Origin of the sequence: Microbacterium sp. SL75, assembly GCF_026625865.1 — a bacterium.
Taxonomy (GTDB): domain Bacteria; phylum Actinomycetota; class Actinomycetes; order Actinomycetales; family Microbacteriaceae; genus Microbacterium.
Map to the genome: position 1 here is coordinate 1,613,863 of NZ_CP113067.1, position 18,997 is coordinate 1,632,859.

General features: G+C 70.8%; 19 protein-coding genes. 6 read left to right on the forward strand and 13 right to left on the reverse strand.

Features of this window, described 5'->3' with window-relative positions; translation table 11 throughout:
• Window positions 1-34: 34 nt before the first annotated feature.
• The 3 genes from OVA17_RS07485 to OVA17_RS07495 form a co-directional block, all read right to left on the reverse strand.
• On the reverse strand, window positions 35-1,048 hold the full coding sequence (locus OVA17_RS07485) for a pirin family protein (protein ID WP_267789237.1): 1,014 nt from the start codon (window positions 1,046-1,048) through the stop codon (window positions 35-37).
• A complete protein-coding gene (locus tag OVA17_RS07490) occupies window positions 1,045-1,383 on the reverse strand; it encodes a GNAT family N-acetyltransferase (RefSeq protein ID WP_267789238.1) in 339 nt (112 codons plus the stop codon). The genes OVA17_RS07485 and OVA17_RS07490 overlap by 4 nt, the downstream gene beginning before the upstream one ends.
• 85 nt (window positions 1,384-1,468) lie before the next feature.
• Entirely contained in the window at window positions 1,469-1,990 is a 522-nt protein-coding gene (locus OVA17_RS07495) for a CGNR zinc finger domain-containing protein (protein ID WP_267789240.1), read from the reverse strand.
• Window positions 1,991-2,015: 25 nt separating this feature from the next.
• Here OVA17_RS07495 and OVA17_RS07500 point away from each other — a divergent pair, with 25 nt between their 5' ends.
• The 3 genes from OVA17_RS07500 (at window position 2,016) to OVA17_RS07510 (ending at window position 3,650) form a co-directional block, all read left to right on the forward strand.
• Window positions 2,016-2,210, forward strand: coding sequence for a hypothetical protein (locus OVA17_RS07500; RefSeq protein ID WP_210072464.1), 195 nt, complete (start codon window positions 2,016-2,018; stop codon window positions 2,208-2,210).
• A 52-nt stretch (window positions 2,211-2,262) separates the two neighbouring features.
• On the forward strand, window positions 2,263-2,937 hold the full coding sequence (locus OVA17_RS07505) for a DUF5684 domain-containing protein (protein WP_267789242.1): 675 nt from the start codon (window positions 2,263-2,265) through the stop codon (window positions 2,935-2,937).
• Between the two features lie 137 nt (window positions 2,938-3,074).
• Window positions 3,075-3,650 (forward strand): FHA domain-containing protein, encoded by a 576-nt coding sequence (locus OVA17_RS07510; RefSeq protein WP_267789244.1) that lies wholly within the window; start codon window positions 3,075-3,077, stop codon window positions 3,648-3,650.
• Between the two features lie 70 nt (window positions 3,651-3,720).
• On the opposite strand, the gene OVA17_RS07515 is transcribed toward OVA17_RS07510, so the two are convergent.
• The 10 genes from OVA17_RS07515 to OVA17_RS07560 form a co-directional block, all read right to left on the reverse strand.
• Complete coding sequence (locus tag OVA17_RS07515) at window positions 3,721-5,049, reverse strand: S8 family serine peptidase (protein ID WP_267789246.1); 1,329 nt, start codon at window positions 5,047-5,049, stop codon at window positions 3,721-3,723.
• A complete protein-coding gene (eccB, locus tag OVA17_RS07520; protein ID WP_267789248.1) occupies window positions 5,046-6,374 on the reverse strand; it encodes a type VII secretion protein EccB in 1,329 nt (442 codons plus the stop codon). The genes OVA17_RS07515 and eccB overlap by 4 nt, the downstream gene beginning before the upstream one ends.
• Window positions 6,375-6,377: 3 nt before the next feature.
• On the reverse strand, window positions 6,378-7,712 hold the full coding sequence (gene eccD / locus OVA17_RS07525) for a type VII secretion integral membrane protein EccD (protein WP_267789250.1): 1,335 nt from the start codon (window positions 7,710-7,712) through the stop codon (window positions 6,378-6,380).
• A gap of 77 nt (window positions 7,713-7,789) precedes the next feature.
• Window positions 7,790-8,077, reverse strand: coding sequence for a WXG100 family type VII secretion target (locus OVA17_RS07530; protein ID WP_103206899.1), 288 nt, complete (start codon window positions 8,075-8,077; stop codon window positions 7,790-7,792).
• Window positions 8,074-8,394, reverse strand: coding sequence for a WXG100 family type VII secretion target (locus OVA17_RS07535; RefSeq protein ID WP_056225868.1), 321 nt, complete (start codon window positions 8,392-8,394; stop codon window positions 8,074-8,076). The genes OVA17_RS07530 and OVA17_RS07535 overlap by 4 nt, the downstream gene beginning before the upstream one ends.
• Before the next feature lie 45 nt (window positions 8,395-8,439).
• Window positions 8,440-9,483: a hypothetical protein gene (locus tag OVA17_RS07540; RefSeq protein WP_267789251.1), complete on the reverse strand. Its 1,044-nt coding sequence runs from the start codon at window positions 9,481-9,483 to the stop codon at window positions 8,440-8,442.
• Between the two features lie 356 nt (window positions 9,484-9,839).
• Window positions 9,840-11,144, reverse strand: coding sequence for a S8 family peptidase (locus tag OVA17_RS07545; protein ID WP_267789253.1), 1,305 nt, complete (start codon window positions 11,142-11,144; stop codon window positions 9,840-9,842).
• On the reverse strand, window positions 11,141-11,536 hold the full coding sequence (locus OVA17_RS07550; RefSeq protein WP_267789255.1) for a hypothetical protein: 396 nt from the start codon (window positions 11,534-11,536) through the stop codon (window positions 11,141-11,143). Before OVA17_RS07550 ends, OVA17_RS07545 begins: the two co-directional genes overlap by 4 nt.
• A gap of 126 nt (window positions 11,537-11,662) precedes the next feature.
• Entirely contained in the window at window positions 11,663-11,950 is a 288-nt protein-coding gene (locus OVA17_RS07555; protein ID WP_246078051.1) for a WXG100 family type VII secretion target, read from the reverse strand.
• Between the two features lie 29 nt (window positions 11,951-11,979).
• The gene (locus OVA17_RS07560) at window positions 11,980-12,291 is read right to left on the reverse strand and encodes a WXG100 family type VII secretion target (protein WP_055831852.1); all 312 of its coding nucleotides are present in this window, start codon (window positions 12,289-12,291) and stop codon (window positions 11,980-11,982) included.
• A gap of 291 nt (window positions 12,292-12,582) precedes the next feature.
• Here OVA17_RS07560 and OVA17_RS07565 point away from each other — a divergent pair, with 291 nt between their 5' ends.
• The 3 genes from OVA17_RS07565 to eccCa are packed head-to-tail and all read left to right on the forward strand — an operon-like array spanning window position 12,583 to window position 18,952.
• Window positions 12,583-13,947, forward strand: a complete 1,365-nt coding sequence (locus OVA17_RS07565) for a hypothetical protein (RefSeq protein WP_267789269.1) — start codon at window positions 12,583-12,585, stop codon at window positions 13,945-13,947.
• Complete coding sequence (locus OVA17_RS07570; protein ID WP_267789270.1) at window positions 13,944-14,951, forward strand: RDD family protein; 1,008 nt, start codon at window positions 13,944-13,946, stop codon at window positions 14,949-14,951. The genes OVA17_RS07565 and OVA17_RS07570 overlap by 4 nt, the downstream gene beginning before the upstream one ends.
• The gene (eccCa, locus tag OVA17_RS07575; RefSeq protein ID WP_267789271.1) at window positions 14,948-18,952 is read left to right on the forward strand and encodes a type VII secretion protein EccCa; all 4,005 of its coding nucleotides are present in this window, start codon (window positions 14,948-14,950) and stop codon (window positions 18,950-18,952) included. Before OVA17_RS07570 ends, eccCa begins: the two co-directional genes overlap by 4 nt.
• Window positions 18,953-18,997 lie beyond the last annotated feature (45 nt).

Here is an 18,997-nt window from a genome sequence, read left to right on the forward strand (position 1 = left end):
GGGCTTCGGCTCGGGCGCCGCGGTGTCGTTCGGATCAGCTGCGGCGCCGACGCGGTGTGAGCTTCACCGCCGGCAGCGGCGGGGCCGGGATGCGCTCGGGCCCGTGGTCGATCACGGGCCCGAAGCGAGCCGTACCCGCTTCCCAGGCTTCGCGAGCTGCGACGATCTCGTCGTGCGATCGGCCCACGAAGTTCCACCACATGACGATGTCGGCCTCGAACGGCTCCCCACCGAGCAGGAACACGCGCGCATCGTCTTCGCTGCGCAGCTCGAGGTGGTCGCGGCCCTTTCCGAGGTAGACCAGTCGGGTGTGGTCGATGGATGCCGTGGGTCCCGCCTCCGGCGCAGAGCCCGGGCGTCTCGCCGCGTCGGCGTCGACGGCATCCATTCCCGTCACCGCCTCGACGGTTCCCGTCATGCCGTAGACCGCGTACTCCCAGTCGAGGCGGCGCACCGCGACTCCCGCAGGCAGGCGTAGTTCGGCGCCGACGAGGGGGGTGTGTACGGTCGCGGGCGAAGTGGTCCCGCCGAGCTCGCCCATCACGACGACCGCGTCGGCGCCCTCGCCGAGATCGAGCACGGGGAGGTCTTCGTGGCGCTCGAACGCGGGCTCGCCGTGACGACGGGACTCGGGAAGCGCCACCCAGAGCTGCAGGGCGTCGAGCGGGATCGGCCCCTCGCCCACCGAGTACTCGGAGTGCGCGATGCCGGCGCCGCTGGTCATGAGGTTGAGGGCCCCGGGGCGCACGACGACGTCGCTGCCCACGGCATCCCGATGTCTCACCTCGCCGACGATCGGCCACGTCACCGTCTGCAGGCCGATGTGCGGGTGCGGTTCGACGCGCATGAGGGTGTCCTGCGGGCCGAAGCGGTCGAGGAAGCACCACGCGCCGACCATGGGCAGCGCGCGGTGGGGGAGGGTGCGGTGCACCTCCATGCCGCGCACGCCGCCCAGCGGCACCTCTCGCGCCGCCACCACGAGGGCGCGTGGGCCGTCGCAGTCGACAGGTCCCTCGGTCTCGGGGGGAGCGACGTCGAGCCGGGTCACGCGGGTTCGCCGGGTGCCGCCGAGTCGGCGGCGTCGTCGTCGTTCGGCCATTCGACCACCAGGCCGGCCACGTCGTGCTCGCGCAGGTAGTGCGCCACGAAGGGGCACGAGGGGATGACGCTGCCGCCGCGTCGGGCGAGGTCGGACAGCGCTTCGCAGGCGAGGGCCGAGCCGAGGCCGCGGCCCTTGAACGACGGGTCGATCTCGGTGTGGGGGAGCACGGTGCGGTCGTCGTCGATCGCGCGGAACTCGAGGAAGCCGCCGAGCTCGTCGCCCACGTGGATCTCGTAGCGGCGGGCGTCGTCGTTGCGGGTCACGGTCAGTTCGTCGGCCATGGGGTCTCCTGTCGTCGGTAACGACAGCAACGTACGTGCGCGTGCGGGTGTTCCGCCATCCCCGCGGAATACCCGAGGGAGTTTGCTACGACGCCTCGCGCGAGCGGTGTCGCCGCACGGCGGCGCGGTTGGCGCAGCGCACCGAGCAATAGCGCTGACGACCGTTGCGGGTGACGTCGACGACGACGTTCGTGCAGGGATCGGCCGCGCAGCGGGAGAGGCGGTTCATGCCGCGCGTGACCAGGTGCAGCGAGGTGCCGACCGAGATCACGGCGGCGAGCACGCGGGGCAGGGCTTCGTCGCTGTCGCGATAGTGCAGGTGCCACCCCTCGCCGTCGTGATCGGTGAGGCGCGGGTAGGCGGCGACGGCTGCCATCTGGGCGTTGAGCAGGGCCGCCCGCGCGTCGGGATCGGTCTCGTCGACGACGTGCAGCCAGTCGTCGATGACGGCCCGGGTGCGCTCGTGATCGTCGGATGCCACGGGGAACGTCATCGTCATCCCCATCTCGATCGTGCGGCGCTCGATCCCGTCGCGATCGGCGGGCCAGTCGTTCGCGAGCGAGGCGGCGAGCAGGACCGCGTACTCGCCGTAAGGGTTGAGATGCATAACGGCATTACATCACGCTGGGGTCATGACCTCCTCGCGCACCCTCCCGGTAATTGCCCCGGCATCCCTCCACGAGCACGCCTGGCTCACGGAGTCGACGCACCGGACGAGCGAGGGACTCCTGCGGTACGTGCGGTGCACGCGCTGCTGCGCGCGGCGCGTGGACATCGACGCGGCGTCGGTCGTTCCCCCGAGCGCGCTGACGCGTGAAATCGGCTGACGGGGCGCCGCACCGCACGGTAGCGTCGAAGCAGACTGCCGACGGGGGACGCATGCTTGTTCTGAGCCTTATCGCCGCGATCGCGGGCGCGATTCTCGTGCCGGTGATCGCGCTGTACGTCTGGTACGCCATCGGACTGTCGCGCGTCTTCGCCGCGCACGGGGGAGAGCCCTGGCGCGCCTGGATCCCGCTGCTCAACGAGGCCGAGATCTTCCGCCTCGGTCGCCTCGACCCCGTCCGCGCCGTCCTCCTCGTGGTTCCCGGCGTCAACATCTACGGTCTCGTCCTCAAGGCGACCGCCGCCCACCGCATCGGGCAGGCCGCGGGGCGCGGAGCGGGCACGACCGCTCTCGCCGTGATCTTCCCGCCCGTGTGGGCCACGATCCTCTCGGCGCGTCCTCGAACGGATGCCGCGCCTGCCGGCGACACCGCCGACGAACGTCCGATCGTTCTGAGTGAGACGGCATCCGGCCCGATCACCACCATTCCCGGGACGAGCGCGGCCGAGGTCGCGACCGCCGGTCGGCGCCGCTCGACCGCCGCCGTGGTCGAGCCGGTCGCGGTGCCCGTGCTGCCCGGGCCGGTCGACATCGACGAGGACCTCGAGCGCACGTCCCTCCACCCCTCGCGACGCCGGTCGACGGCTGCGGAGGACGCCGATCCGGGCGTCGTCCCGGCGGGCGCGGCGCACACGCCCGCGTCGAACGGGGGTCCGAGCCGGCGCTGACCCGCGCACCGGCGACACCGATCGCTGCCGCGGCCCTCGACACGGGGGCGGCGGGGGTCGCGGCTCCCCCGTCTGCGTCGGCACCTGCTTCGGCGTCTCCGGCTGCGGCTCAGCCGGTTTCCGCAGCCGCCCCCGGCGTGCAGGCGCCCACGGCTCCCGCACCGGCAGAGGCCGCTCCCGCCGCGACCTCGTCGCCCGTTCCGACCGCTGCGCCCGCGCAGCAGGCTTCCTCCGACGCGTCTGCGGCGCCCTCGCCCGATGACACCGGCTTCGACCGTGTGGCCGAGACCACGGACGCCACGGCCGCCCCTCAGACCGACGGCGATGCGGCGGCGGCTCCCCTCGACGAGCTGACGCAGACGGCCCGTCCGCGCTCGCGCCGCCGCGGCGAGTGGACCCTCGCCCTGCCCGACGGCAGCCGCGTCGCGCTGACCAGTCGCACGGTGATTCTGGGGCGCAAGCCGGGGAACGGCGAAGACACGGTGCAATACATCGCCGTCGCCGACGACACCCGGACGATGTCGAAGCAGCACGCACGACTCGAGTGGACGGTCACGGGCTGGAGCATCACCGACCTCGACTCGACGAACGGGGTGACCCTCATCCACGACGACGGGCGCACCGAGCGCGTTCCGGGAGGTGCCTCCGCGATCGCGACCTCGCGCTTCCGTCTCGGAGACGCGCGTGTCGAGCTGCGGCCGGCGACCGTCTGAATTCGACGGCGACCGATTCACGGATCGTGCCGATGGGGCTCGCGGCCGGTGGGCTCCTGCCGCCGCTGAGCTATTCCTGCTCTTCGGGCCCGTAGAGCCCGCGGCCCGTGGGGGCGGCGCGGCGGGGAGCCGCCTCCTCGCGACGGCGACTGACGTAGATCGCGAGAGCACCGATCGCGCCGAGTGCGACGAGTCCGGCCACGCCGATGCCCGTCGCGGTCGTGATGGCCGCGGCATCCGGTCCCGGTCCGATGACCACCGAGACCGCCTCGGGGGTCGCGGTGGGGGAGGCGGAGGGGCTGGCGGCGACGAAGGGGCTCTTCGGACCCCGCAGGCCCGTCCCCGGAACCATCACGATCGCGTCGTAGGGCTGCACGACGCCCCATCCGGAGATGTTGGAGCGCGTGTCGGGCTGCGCGCGGACGGCGGTCGCCTCGAGCCGGTACGCCCACTGGGCGGGGGTCTCGGTGGGGTGCGCGGACGCCACGAGCGCCGCGGCGGCCGATACGTAGGCCGTGGCCCAGCTCGTCGCGGGTTCGTCGGCCCCGACGACGCAATCGCCGCCCAGGGGCCATGACGAGGCGACCGCCTGACCGGGAGCGGAGAGGCTCACGTGGGGGCCGTGGATGCTCGCCTTCGTGACGACACCGCCCGACCCGACGGCGGCGACCCCGATGACGCCGGAGAAGCCCGCGGGGTAACGCGCGCCGTCCTTGTCGTCCTGCTCGGGGGAGTCGTTGTTCGAGCGGTTGCCGGCGCTCGCGACGACCAGGCTGCCGCGTTGCTGCGCGTAGGCCACGGCATCCGCGAGGGCCGCGTTCTTCTCGCTCGTGCTGATCGAGACGTTGATGATCTGCGCGCCCTGATCGGCGGCGTAGCGGATGCCGTCGGCCATCCGCGCGGTGTTCGGGCCGAACCCCGCCTCGACGAGCTGTTTCTCGATGCCGGCGTAGACCCGCACGGGCAGGATCTTCGCGTCGGGTGCCAGTCCCTCGACTCCTGAACCGGAGATCAGCTGGGCGGCGATCTGACCGGCGATCACGGTGCCGTGCGCGTAGTTGTCGGTGCGTCCGGAGGCGTCGGTGCCGTCGGGGACGAGGTTGACGCCCGGAAGCACCGACGCGTCGAGGTGCGGGTTGACCGCGACGCCCGAATCGACGACGGCGACGGTCACGCCCGCCCCGCGGGTGAGGGGCCACGCCGACGAGCTCTGCAGCGACGTGAGCGCGGTGGGCGCGTCGGGGATACGCGTCGAGGCGGTGCACTGGCTCTGCGTCGTCGCCGTCCGCACGCCGGTCGAGGGACCGACGGCGGATGCCGGCGACGGGATGCCGATCAGCACCACCCCCGCCGCGGCAGCGAGGGCTGCGAGGCGAGCGGCGCGGGAGCGCAGGGTCACTTCGTCTCCGGCGTCTGCTGCGCCGCGCTCTCGCTCAGCGAGGGGCCGGTGCGCAGGAGAGCGGTCCACCCATCGGGGATCGAGCCGACGTCGTTCGTCGAGTAGCCCAGGCGCGCGATGGTGTCGTCGGTCGCACCCGGGAGGGGGAACGCCGTGCCCGTGGCATCCACCAGTGTCAGGATGCTCGTGTTGTCGGCGCCTCGTCCGCCGGCGCGCACGAGAGCCCCGTGGCTGGGATCGACCCGGATGCCGGTGGTGACGGCGGTCGAGGTCGGTTGCGTGGCCAGAGTCGTCGTGGCCTGGCCCTCGCCGGCGGTGAGCACGGCGCAGGGACGCTGACCCGAGGGGACGGTCTCGAATCCGACTCGGGGCCACTCGTCGCCGAGGCCCTGCGTCGCGGTGGGGAGGCTGCGGATCTCGTCCGCGGTCACCTCGGTCACCTTGCCCTTGAGGGCTTCGCCGCTGCCCAACTGGTACAGCTGCCAGGCGAGGGGCGAGAGCGATTCGAGCACGCCGCCGGTCTGCACGAGGAAACGCTCGTCTTCTGCGGCGCCGGCCTGTCGGATGACCTGGCCGACGCGCAGTGAGGTGTTCGCGACGGGCTGGCCGTAGTTCTGCAGCGTGATCGGGGTGAGCGCCGTACCGGCCGTGAACAGGTCGAGCCACGACGCCGGCACGGTCACGGGGGAGAGGGACGAGATCCCGGCGGCGCGGAGCACGGCGTCCGCCACCTCGCTCGAGACCGCAAAGCTCCGGCCGCCCTGCACCACGTGCAGGATGCCGTCGACCGATACGACGACCGCGCGGTCGGTGGCGGGGGTCGGGCCCGCGGCCGAGGAGATGCGCACGTCGAGACCGGCGTCGTCGGAGACGCAGGCGCTCCAGCCGGTGTTGATCAGCCCCGACACCGGAGGCAATTCGTCGGGAGCCCCGGTGATGCCGAGGGTGTCACCGACGGGGGTGCCGTCGAGTGTCGACGAGTCAGTGGAGATCACGCCGTACTCGTTCGCCGGGAGCAGCAGGCGGGCGCTGGCCGTGTTGATCACGGGGTGCAGCACGCCGTCGACGGTGACGAAGCGGGCACCGGTGTCGGACACGAGGACGAGCTTGCCGTTCTCCCAGCCGGTCGGCAGGCCGGGGCGGATGAGCCCGTAGAAGACGCCGACGAGCACCACGATCACGGTGAGGGCGATCGCGGCGATGACCGCGCGCAACGGCGAGCTCGGCTGCAGCTCTTTACCGCCGGGGGCGCCGCTGACGAATGCGGTGAGCAGGCGGCGGCGCGAGAAGTTCTGCGCCTCGATCAGGTCGCCCTTGGTGGCCATGCGTCAGGCCAGACCGGACGAGATGACCGCGAGGGGCAGGAGCGCTGCCAGGACGAGCAGCTCGGCGGTGTCGGCGAGGCGGATCAGCCGCAGGCGCGTCTTGGGGGCGAGCAACGTGACGGTGACGACGCAGACGGTGGCGATGGCCAGGACGACGAGGATGCCCACACGCAGACCCGGCTGGGCGAGCGAGGCCACGACCCCGGCCACGACGAGACCGATGATGCCGGTGGCCATGACGGTGAGCACGCCGGAGCGGGCGAAGGTCTGGCGCGAGGGGAACATCATGCCCGCGAACGCCAGGGCGCACACGAGAGCGCCGGTGGCGTTCTGCGCGGCGACGAGAGGAGTCGCCACCAGGATGGCGGCGGCCAGGGCCAGGCGCAGTCCCATCAGGACGCGCTTGCCCTGTGCCACGCGGGCGGCCACGTCGTCGGCGTCGATCGGCTGCGGGTCGGCGAACATCTCGGCGTCGCTCTGGGGCGACACCACGCGAAGACGCGTGGTGCCGATGGCCAGCCAGGGCAGCGCCCCCGCGAGCGTGGCGACGACGCCGACCATCAGGGTCCAGACGGTGGGGGCGGGAAAGAAGGCGGCGAGGGTTCCGGTGACGCCCAACGCTCCGCCGGCAACGAGGGGCGCGAGCTGCAGCTCGGCCCGCTCCCGGGTGAGGGCGAGCGAGACACCCGCGATGACGAAGGCTCCGCCGCCGGCGGCGGCCATCGGCAATCCCCACATGTCGAGGGAGGCGGGCATCGCGATGAAGCCGGCGACGGCGGCGAAGAGGGATGCCGCCATCCCCAGGCCCTGACCTGCCTCGCGCTGGCCGAGTCGTGAGACGACCGCCGAGACGACGAGCAGCACGACGGCTCCGCCGCCCGCGACGAGAGCGCCGAAGGGGAGGGCGCGACCGGCCGCGAGCAGGAGGACGGCGCACACGCCGAGCAGCGCGAGGCTGACCGCGAGGGCTGTGCGCGCGTTGTCGCGGGTGGTCCAGGGACGGTTCTGCTGGCTGGTGGCGTCGATGACGGCCTCGACGATGTCGTCGTAGACGCGCGGTTGGGCGACGAGACCTCCGCGCACGAGGGTCAGCACTTCGCCGTCGACGATGCCCTGCGCCGCGGCCCCGCGAGACGGGTCGACGCTGGTGCCGTCCGAGCGCTGGAGCGCGTACCCCGCCGAGGTCATCGACGGATCGAGCACGCCGAGGGACCGGGCGAAGCCCGGGAGGAACTCGATCACCGGCACCTGCGCCGGAATCGCAATGTCGAGCCTGCGTCCCTCGCTCTGCACCGACAGCCGCAGCAGCGCTCGTGTCGCATTCATGACGTCAGCCATCTGCGGCCCCCTCTTTCCGGACCGAAGCCCCCTGCGGTCAGACCCCGAAATCCTATCGGTGGGTCAGGGGTCGGATGTCAGTGGAAACGCGCCGCCGACGCACGATCAGCGGAGACGTAGTCGTCCGCGATCGAGTCGGTGGCGTTCGAGATGCGTTGGAGCACGTCGCGCATCTGCTCGAGCGTGGCGCTCCACTGCTGCTGCGCGTTGTTGTAGGCCGCCTGCGCGGCGCCCTCCCACTGTCCCCGCAGGCGAGCGACCTCGCTGTCGAGGCCGCCCAGGGTCGCGTCGATACGCGCACTCTCGGAGCGGAGTCGGGCAGCCGCAGCGTGCAGCGATTCGGGCGTGACACGGAAGTCGCTCACGACTGGCCTCCCAGCATCGTTCCGAGACCGTGGATGGTCGTCCGGTGCTCCTCTTCGACGGCTTCCTGGTCGCGGGCCGTGGCCTGCAGCGCGGCACTGAGGGTGATGAGCACGTCGTTCAGCTTCCGCGCGCCCGCCGTCCACTCCTCGACGAGGACGCCGTACGAGCTCGCCGCGTCGCCCGACCAGTTGCCGCGCAGCTCGTCGAGTTCCGCGAGCACCCGCCTGGTGCTGTCGGCGATGTCGGCGTGCGCGCCGTTCACCACCTCGGAGCCCCGGGCAAGGGCTCCCTCTTCCGCGGAAATGCGGTCAGACATGTCGTGTTCTCCTGTCGGAACCGTTCAGTGTGTCGAAAGACGTGATCACTCGTCGCGTCCGCCGGCCTGGGCGTTCTCGGACCGGGGGCCGATCTCTTCATCGTCCTCCATGCGGGGCGCGATGGGACCGCCGAGCCCACGAGATGCCTCGTCGCGACGGTCGGAGCGCGAGCCAGGTCCGCCCATTCCGCCGACGCCGCGGCTGCCGGCACCGGATCCTGCGCCGCGGGCTCCGCCTCCGGCGGCTCCGCCGCCAGCCGCGCCGCCGCCAGCCGTGCCGCCAGCGCGCATACCGGCACCCTTGGCCGTCGATGCCGCGGGTGCGCCGCCGCCGGCGGCACCGCCCATTCCGCCGACGCCGCGGGTTCCGAGGCCGGAGCCGGCTGCGGCGGTCTTGCCGAGCAGGCCGCCCGATCGCCCGGCTGCGCCGGATGCTGCCGTGCCGCCCGCACCGCTGAACAGGCTGCCGCCGGGAGCGCCCGCGCCACGCGCGATGCTGCCGAGTGCGGCCGCGCCGCCACCGCCGGCGATCAGGCCCGCACCGAGACCCGAGCCGATGCCCGCTCCCGCGCCGCCGGAACCGCCGAGCGAACCGCTTCCAGGTGCCGAGGGAATGACCCCGGGCAGATTCGGGGTGCCGATGATCGAGCCGTCCGGAGTCGGCTCGGGCTTGATGGTGTCGAGGTCGATGATGGGGGTGTTGCCGTGGATCGGACCGTCAGGTCGTGGCCCGATGACCCCCGGCAGTGGCATCGCGTTGTACTCGGGCTGCGAGTTGCCATTGTCGTTGCCACCGGGGGTCGCGACGGGGGACGTGTCCCAGTCGGGGTACTGCTCGAAACTGCGTCCACCGGAGCGTCCGCCGCCTCCACCCCCGCCCCCACCGGTACCGCCTCCGGTTGGCTCGACGGTGTCAGTTTCGGAGAAGGTGAAGTTGAGTGGTGGGGGGTCGCTGACCTGGACGGCATCCATCTCGTCGGAGAAACCCTCCATAGCGGAGCGCGCGGCGGCCTCCCGTTGATCGGACAGATAGCCGTTGATCAGCCCGACGGCCCCCTCTCCCGCGAGGAAGGAGATCGGTCCCAGCATGAGAGTCGCGCCGGTAGCAGCGCCACGGACCGCAGCTTCCTGACCCCCGGAGAGCGAGCCGGAGGGGAGTGTGTCGAGCGCATCTCGCGCGCGTGATCGAACGTCGTTGGCTTGATCAAGCCGCTGAGCGAGCTCGTCCTCGACGTAGGTGACTTGCTGAGCGATCTGTCTCGCAGCGGCACTGAATCTCGCCCGAGCGGCAGATCCGGCCTCTCCTGTGATGCCGGGGTCGCTTGCGACGCGGTTCAGAACCTCCCGCAATGCGTTCAAGCCGTTGACGAGTGAGCCTCGCGTGGGAACGTCCCACGGCTGGCCTCCCTCGGCGAAGTTCGTCAAACGCTGTTCCCAGGTACCGGTCACGGCGATGTCCCCTTTCTCGCCTTACGGCGTTGAGTGACGATGATGAGCACGGTGATGACCGCCGCGATGAGGACAAGGGCCACGATCCCGATGACGGCCCACATCACGAGGGATGAGAAATCGAAACCGCTGGTCGGGCTGTCATCGGCGTATTGGTCGAAGCTTCGGCCTCGATCCGGAGCCACATATCCGTTCGTCTTAGCTGCCGCGATCTGATCGGCTGTCGGAAACCCTGCGCTCTTATTCATGAGAGGTGTCTCATCGGGGAACGTCGTCGGGTCGACGGCGAGCAGGGTAGGGAGCCACGCCGCTCCGTAGCCGAAACCGTCTTCCGTCCGAGAGGGCTCGTGTCGTTCGCCGTTCGTCGTCGCGAGCATCGCCTGGATCAGTTGATTTCCCGTGCTCTCCGGAAACTTCTGAGCCGCGAGCGCAAGCATGCCTGCGACTATGGGAGATGCATTCGACGACCCGGTGGCCGTCGCTGATCCGTCCCACCCGGATTCGGTACCGATCTCTGGGAACCGGTCGCCCCCGGCGACCACGGTCGTTTGTGGAATGATCCAGGGTGATCCGTCCGCGCTGGTCTGTAAGGCTCCGTCCGGTCCGATCGCAGATACGGCGACGACCCCATTCAGCGAGTCTCCGCCATCGGTGATCGGTGCGCCGAGCAAGTCAGCGGCGCTGGGATTGGCCGTCGCAGAAACAAGTGCCACTCCCCGGGCGATGGCGTACGCGATGGCAGGTGCGTCCGCTTCGTGCCGCTCCATGCCTACCGCCGTGTAAACGATCTTCGCGCCGTCATCGACCGCGAGCTTGACGCCATAGCCCCACGCGGTCATATCCGTCTCGGTCGCTGAATCTGGGTAGCACGGGCGATCGTCCGGGCCGTACCCATAGAAAGTGACCTCAGCGTCGGGAGCGATCCCGCGAACTCCCCCGGATCCTGTGCCGTTGCCGATGAGCAAAGCTGTCATTGTCGTGCCGTGACGTGTGCCCTTGTCGGGGTTGGTAGACGTCATCGAAGGGTGGTCCTTGCATACCGGCTTGTCCGAGATGCGCAAATTCTGCCCTTCAAACACCGGAAGGGACGGGTTGATCTGCTCTTCCAGCACGGCCACCTTCACGCCGCGGCCGGTGATGCCCTCCGAATGCGCGGCATCAACGCCGTACTTGTCCCACCAGAAGTCGAGGCCGGTCGTCCCTGAGGTCGTCGCCGCCGAAGCCGGGGTCGCCGCGCTCAGAGATATGAACCCGGCGACGAGGAGAACTGCTCCGAACGTTCGGAGCGGATGCCGCTTCACTGTAGGCCAAGGGCGCCGCGCACGCCGGCCTGCCCCCCGGCAGAGGCACCCGGCGAGACGCCCGCCGGAGGTGCCGTCGATGCCGCGTCGATGATCGCCGTGACCTGTTGCGCGTCGCTCGCATTCATCTCGTCCCGCTCCTCCAACGTCTGAACGGCCTGCGAGAGGGCAGCTGCGTTCTGCGCGATGTATTGCCTCACCTCTTCGACACGTGCACCGAGTGTCTCGGCACGGGTGCGGAGAAGCTGCGTGAACTGGGAGGCCGCAGGCTCGGTTCCATTGCCGTCGACGACGCTGATGATGGTCGCTGCGGGGAGCTCGTCGCTTGTTTGAACGACTTTGCTCACGTTCGCGCGAACGAACTCGCTGTCGAGCCGAATGACGGAGCCCATACTTCACTCATTTCTTCACGCGCGTGCGGCGAGCACGCGACGATGTTGCCGCGCGGAAAACTTGCGGCGGCCCTCACGGGCCGCAAGAGCCGGCGGCCGCCTCAGCGACCGCCGGCTCGAGACGACTCAGACGAAGCGGCCGGCGGCGGACTTGTCGGTCGAGGTGTAGCCCTGAGCGATCTCGTCGGTCTTGCCGGCGATCTGCTGCAGGAGTTCGTTCAGACGCGTGATGGACTGGGTCCACTGGGCCTGGGCCTGGTCGTACGCGGTCTGGGCGTCACCATCCCACGAGGAGCGGAGGGCGTTGACCTGCGACTCGAGCTCGTCGAGGCGGGTGCGGATGCCGGAGGCACCGTTGCGGATCTGACCCGAGAGCGCGATGACCTGCTCGGGACGAACGGACATGGACTGCATGAGAGTTCCTTCTTTCGTGTCGAGCGGGGTCAGCCGAGCAGGGAGCCCAGGTTGCCGATGGTCTGCTGGTGCGACTCTTCCGACGCGGCCTGGTCGCGCTCGGTGCCGCGGAGGGCGTCCTCGAGCGTGACGAGCACGTTGTTGAGCTTGGTGGTCTCTTCGTTCCAACGCTGCATGAGCTGCGTGTACGAACCGGCGGCTGCGCCGGTCCAGAAGCCGGCCACCTGGTCGAGTTCGGTGCGAACCTTGCGCACCTGCTCGTCGATGCCCGACTTGGCGGTGTTGACCGCTTCGGCCCCTCGACGAAGCGCACCCTCCTGGGCTGCGATGAGATCTGCCACTGTGTCTCCTCGATGTTCCTCCGGGCGCGCCCGGGCGTTGCGGATCGGTTACGCGCACGGGAATAGAGGACCCGCACACGGCGTCGGCGGAGGAACCGGAGCCCCCCACCGGACTTCGAACATACGTAAACCGGCCCCCCGGTTCAAGCCTCTTGCGCAATTTGAAAGATGACAAAACTCTCATCTTTATCCCCGGTGAACCGCGGAAAGGGCAACACGGGCCCGCGCGAGACGGATACGCTGGTGCGGTTGCGGCCCGTGGGCCGGAGGGCGCGAGAACGAGGGGGACCGTTGAGCGCGGAAGTGATGCAGGGGCGACGCGTCGCGTTGATCGACGGTGATTCCCGCTTCGATCTGGTGGTTCCGTTGCGAGCCCGCGTCGACGACGTGCTGCGCGCCGCCGGTTCCGACACCGCGCACGGCACTCGCGTGGTGGGCATCTCCGGCCGCGAGATCGACCGGGCGACCGTGATGACCTCGCTCGACGACGGCGTCATCCTCGTCCTCGTCGACCCCGGCGCCTCGTTGCCCGACGCCGTCGCTCGCGCCGCCGCGGCGCCGAACGCCAGGCGTGTCTCGGCCGTATGGTGGGTGCTCGCGGCGGGAGGCGGCATCCTGGCCCTGCTTCGTCTGGTCGGCGGTGACGGTCTGTCCCCCTCGGTGCGCGTGCCCGTTGCGATGCTGGCCCTTCTCGCGGCTCTCGTCGCGGGCGCCGTCTTCGCCCTGCGCGCTCGCTCGCGAACGGCGATCCTCGCCCCCGTCGTGGGCGTCATCGCGTTGGCGTTCGGCGGCGGGGTCGCCGTCGTCCCGGGCCTTCCTGCCGCCGCCCCCCTCGTCGCGGTCTTCACGGGGCTGCTCGCCGCCGCCGTCGTCGCCGGAGTCATCGGCGTGCTCGGGGCCACCGAGACGCTGCGCGCGCAGAGCCGTACCGCGACGATCGTCCTCGCGGTGCTCGCCGCCGTGTGGGCCCTCTCGCTGCTGATGCACCTCGATCCATCGGCGCCGGCGGCCGTGACTCTCGGCCTCGTGCCGGTCGCGCAACGCGTGCTGCAGTCGAGCCTCGTCGACGTGGCCCCGGGTACCTTCATCGACTACGGCCGCTTCCAAAGCACGCGGTGGACGGTGCGGCAGAACCTCCCCGACGAGGTGCGCACGATCGAAGCCGACGACGCCGACGCGCTGGTCGAGCGCTCCACGGCCCGCCTCACGATCGGCGTGGTGCTCCTGATCGCCGCCGGGGCTGCCAGTGCCTTCACCGCGCTGCCGACCTTCGACACCGACAACCCGGTCGTGCTCGGCGGGCGCATCGGGCTCGCCGCCACGGTCGTCCTCGCTCTCTTGCTCAGCTCGCGTCGCAGCACCGTGCCGTTCCTGCGCTGGGTGGAACGTCTGGGGGCTGCCGCCGTGGTGGTCGCCGTGCTGATGGCGTTGTTGCCGAGGGTGTCCTCCGACATGCTCGTCGTCTTCGCCGGCATCCTTCTGCTGGTCGGTCTCGGGTCTTCCCTGTTGGTCGTCCCGGTGGGTCGCGGCCTGCGTTCTCTCGGCTGGTCTCGCACCGGCGACATCTTCGAGGCGCTGGCCACGGCCCTGTCTCTTCCGGCGGGCATGCTCGCCGCCGGAGCGGTGGAGATCGCGCGTGCGATGATGGCGACATGACGCAGCTGACGCCATTCGGCGCGCCCGCGACGGTGGGGGTGCGCATCGGAGCCTTCAGCGTCGACGCGGCCCTCGTGGTCATCGTCTCGGTCGTGGCATCCCTCCTGGCATCTCCCGTGTTGGGCGCGGCGGTCGCCGCCGAGGCGTTACTCGGCCTGTGGATCCTGCAGGCGCGACGCGGCCTCACCCCCGGCGCCCTGCTCTTCGGTCTGCGCACCGCGCGCGTCGAGGAGCCCGTCGTCCCGGGCGCCGGGCGGGCCTTCGTCCGCGGCCTTCTCGTGGTGCTCGGCGGCTTCGTGCTGCTGGCCGGCGCCTGGGTCGTCGTGGCCTCGGCGGCGTTCGACAGATCGGGCCGTCGGCGTTCCTGGGCCGATCGTGCCGCGGGAACCGTTCTGCTGTCCGTTCCCCGCGGAAGACAGGCTCCGGATGCCGATGAGCCCCGCGCCCTGTCGGAGCCGACGGTGCAACGCACCGGCGCTTCCCGCGAGCCCCTGCGGATGGACGCCTCGGCGGCGGCCCTGCCTCTCGCGCCGGCCTGGGACGCCCCCATCGTCGCGATCGAGGCGCCCAGCGTCGCGGGTGAGCGGCCCGCGACCATCACCCCCGAGCCCGCCGCCCCGACGCCGAGTGCTCCGGCGCGAACCCCGGGTGTCGGCCGTGCGCAACTGCTCGTCGTCTTCGACACGGGGCAGCGCGAGCAGTTCGACCTGCCTGCGGCCGTGAACTTCGGTCGCGCCCCCGTGGCCGATCAGCCGAACGACGTGCTCATCTCGGTCGACGATCCCGACCGCCTCATCTCGAAAACGCACCTGCGCCTCGAGCACGACGGCGAGACGGCGTGGGTCACCGACGCGGGGTCCACCAACGGATCCGAGCTGATCGACGACGACGGCACCGTCCACGTTCTCCGCCCCGGTTCGCGCACCCTGCTCGAGGAGGGCACCCGCGTGCGCCTCAGCGAACGCGTCTTCACCCTGAGTCGTCTGATCGGAGGTCCGGTGTGAGCACGGGTCCGCGCATCGCCCCGCCGTCCCTGCCCAACGGGCGGATCGTGCTCCAGCCGCCGCCCGAGCTCGTCCCGAACGAGGGCGGCAGCGGCATCCTGACCTCCCTCCTGCCGATGCTCGGCAGCGTGGGCGCCATCGTGATGGTGACCATCTCGAACAGCGGGCCGACGGGCTTTCTCATCGGCGGCATGTTCCTGCTGTCGTCGCTCGGCTTCGTCGCGGTGAACGGGTGGCGTCAGCGCGCCCAGCGCAATGCGCAGGTGCTCGGCAACCGGCGCGAGTACCTCGCCTACCTCTCCGACCTGCGTGACACCGTGCGTGTCGCCGCCCGCAAGCAGCGCCGTCACGGTGGGTGGATCATGCCGGCTCCGGCCGCGCTGCCCTTCATCGCCGAAGAGCGCTCGCGCGTCTGGGAGCGCCAGCCCGGCGACGAGACGTTCCTCCTCGCCCGTATCGGGGTGACCGACCAGCCGCTCAGCCTCACGCTCGAGGCGCCCGAGCTCCCGCCGCTGGCCCAGCTCGACCCGGTCGCCGCTTCGGCCGCGCACCGCTTCATGCTTACGCACGAGATGCAGCGCGACCTGCCGCTGGGCTTCCCCCTCGGCGACTACTCGCGCATCGAGCTCGTGGGCTCCGACGAAGACGCCGTCCGCAGCCTCGCTCGCTCGCTCGTGGCCTCCGCGGCCACTCTGCACGACCCCGAGGACGTCATCATCGCGATCCTCGCCGGTCCCGCGCAGATGCCCGCGTGGGACTGGGCGAAGTGGCTCCCGCACGCGATGTCGTCGCGCGTGCAGGACCGGCTCGGGCCCGCGCGCATGATCTCGGCATCCCTCGACGAACTCGTCGACATGCTGCCGCCGCAGCTCTCCACACGTCCGCGATTCACGCCCGGTGGCGGGGTGACACCGCACGTGGTGCTGATCGTCGACGGCGTCGAGACCCCCACGAACAGCCCGCTCGTCGGGCTCGAGGGTGCGCAGGGTGTCACCGTGATCGACCTCCCCACGCGTTGGGACGAACTCGACGACCCCCACGTTGCCCGTGTCGCGCTCGCCGAAGCACCCGTGGTCGCGCGAGGCCGCCGCACCGAGAAGAAGCCCGTCTCTGTTCCCGCCGAGTTCATCGACGGAGCGGGTCGGGCCCAGACCTTCATCCCGGATGCCATGACCGTCGCCGAGGCCGAGGCCACCGCCCGACGGCTCATGCCGCTGCGGCCGGCGCCCATGGTCGTCGTCGATGCGCCGACCACGCAGGGTCAGCTGGAGCTCACCGAGCTCCTCGGCCTGCCCGATGTGCGGACGGTGAACTTCGACCAGGCGTGGACCCGCCGTCTCGAGCGCGACCGCCTGCGCGTGCCGATCGGCCAGGAGCCCTCGGGCGCGCCCCTCGTCCTCGACCTGAAGGAGTCCGCGTCGCAGGGCATGGGCCCGCACGGCGTGATGGTCGGCGCGACCGGATCGGGAAAGTCCGAGGTGCTGCGCACGCTCGTGCTGGCCCTCGCCATGACGCACTCTCCCGAACAGCTCAACTTCGTGCTCGTCGACTTCAAGGGTGGTGCGACCTTCGCCGGTATGGCTGAGATGCCGCACGTGTCGGCGGTCATCACCAACCTCGGCAGCGAGCTGGCTCTCGTCGACCGCTTCCAGGACGCCCTGCAGGGCGAGGTGGTGCGGCGGCAGGAGCTGCTGCGCGCCGCGGGCAACTTCGCGAACGTCGGCGAGTACGAGACCGCGCGTTTGGGCGGTCGGTCCGACCTCGCTCCCCTTCCGGCCCTCCTCGTCGTCGTCGACGAGTTCTCCGAGCTGCTGACGGCCAAGCCCGAGTTCGTCGACAGCTTCCTCAACATCGGTCGCGTCGGTCGATCTCTGCACGTCCACCTGCTGCTGGCATCCCAGCGTCTCGAAGAGGGCAAGCTGCGCGGTCTCGACACGTACCTGTCGTACCGGATCGGTCTGCGCACCTTCTCGGCCGCCGAATCGCGCACGATCATCGGCACGCCCGATGCGTACACGCTGCCGCAGGAGCCCGGCGTCGGCTTCCTCAAGAGCGACACCGAGAACCTCGTGCAGTTCCGCGCGGCGTACGTCTCGGGGCGGCCGAAGGGCAACGCCCGTCTGAACGTCGACGACCCCGAGTCGGAGGCGACGGGGCCCGCACGCGTCGAGGTCTTTACCGCTCTCGCCCAGCCCGACGACGACCCGGTCGAAGAGACGACGGATGCCAGCCCCGCAGCCATCGCGACCCCGGCGACCGACAAGCGTTCGACCTTCCAGATCGCCGTCGACCGCATGAAGGACCGCGGTCCCGAGGCGCACCAGGTGTGGCTCCCGCCGCTCGCGGACCCCGCCCCGCTCGACGAGCTCATGCCCGACCTCGCGGAGGACCCCGCCCTCGGTCTCGTCTCGCGACGCTGGCGCGACGCCGGCGCCCTCACGGTGCCGATCGGTGTCGTCGACATCCCGCTCGAGCAGCGCCGCGACCACCTCACGGTGTCGCTCGGAGGTGCGGCCGGTCACGTCGCGATCGTCGGTTCGCCGCTGAGCGGCAAGTCGACCCTCGCGCGCACGCTCGTCTCGGCCCTGGCGCTGACGGGAACCCCGCAGGAGTTCCAGTTCTTCGTGCTCGACTTCGGCGGCGGTGGCTTCACCGCCATGCAGCAGCACCCGCACATCTCCGGTGTGGCCACCCGCACCGAGCCCGAGGCCGTCCGCCGTGCGATCGCCGAGGTCGAGGCCGTGCTCGATGCGCGCGAGCAATACTTCCGCCGCAATGCGGTCGACTCGATCGAGACCTACCGCTCGCGTCGGCGCGAGGGGCGTCTCGACGACGGCTTCGGCGATGTCTTCCTCATCATCGACGGGTGGTCGACGCTGCGGTCGGAGTTCGAACCGCTCGAAGCGCGCGTGCAGACCATCGCCGCGCGCGGCCTGAGCTTCGGCGTGCACGTCGTCGTCACCGCGAACCGGTGGCTCGAGATCCGCGCCAACCTGAAGGACCTCATCCAGACGCGCCTCGAGCTGCGCTTGGGAGATCCGACGGACTCCGACGTCGACCGCAAGCAGGCGGCCAACGTGCCGGTGGGGCAACCGGGCCGCGGGCTCGCCACGTCGAAGCTGCAGATGCTCACCTCGGTCCCTCGCATCGACGGGTCGGACGACCCCTCGACCATCGCGGACGGCGTCGCCGACATGATCGGCAAGATCACGAACGCCTGGCACGGGGAGCCGGGTCCCAAGCTTCGCCTGCTGCCCGAGAACATCTCGCTCGACGAGGTGCGCGCTCTCGCCGAACCGGGGGATCGTCGCATGCTCCTCGGTATCGAGGAGGCGCAGCTGTCGCCTTTCGGGATCGACCCGCGCGTGGAGCCGCACCTCTTCGTCTACGGCGACTCGGGGATGGGCAAGTCGTCGTTCCTGCGCGGTGTGGCCAAAGAGATCCAGCGGCTGTACACCCCGGCCGAGGCGAAGATCTTCGTCGTCGACTACCGGCGCGCTCTGCTCGGCGAGATCCCCGACGAGTACCTCGGCGCGTACCTGACCTCTCACGACCTGGCCACGGGCGGCATGAACGACCTGTCGCAGTACTTCGCGACGCGCATCCCCGGGCCCGACGTCACGCCGACCCAGCTGCGCGAGCGCAGCTGGTGGAAGGGCGCCGAGGGCTTCATCCTCATCGACGACTACGACCTGGTCGCCACCAGTCAGGGCAACCCGATCGCGGTGCTGCAGCCGCTGCTGGCACAGGCAGGCGACCTGGGGCTGCACGTCATCCTGACCCGGCGGTCGGGTGGGGCGAGCCGTGCCGCGTACGATCCGATCATCCAGCGCTTCACCGACCTGGGCGTCACCGGCATCCTGCTCGGCGGCAACCCGGAAGAGGGGGCGCTCATCGGCCGCGTGAAGCCGGAGCGGGCGGCGCCCGGCCGTGCCCAGATCGTCAGCCGCGAGCAGGGACTGCTCGCCTCCCAGCTGGTGTTCTCCCCGCCGTCACACTGATCCGTCGTTCCTCCCCAGGAGCGATTCCCGCCCCGGTGTCCCCCG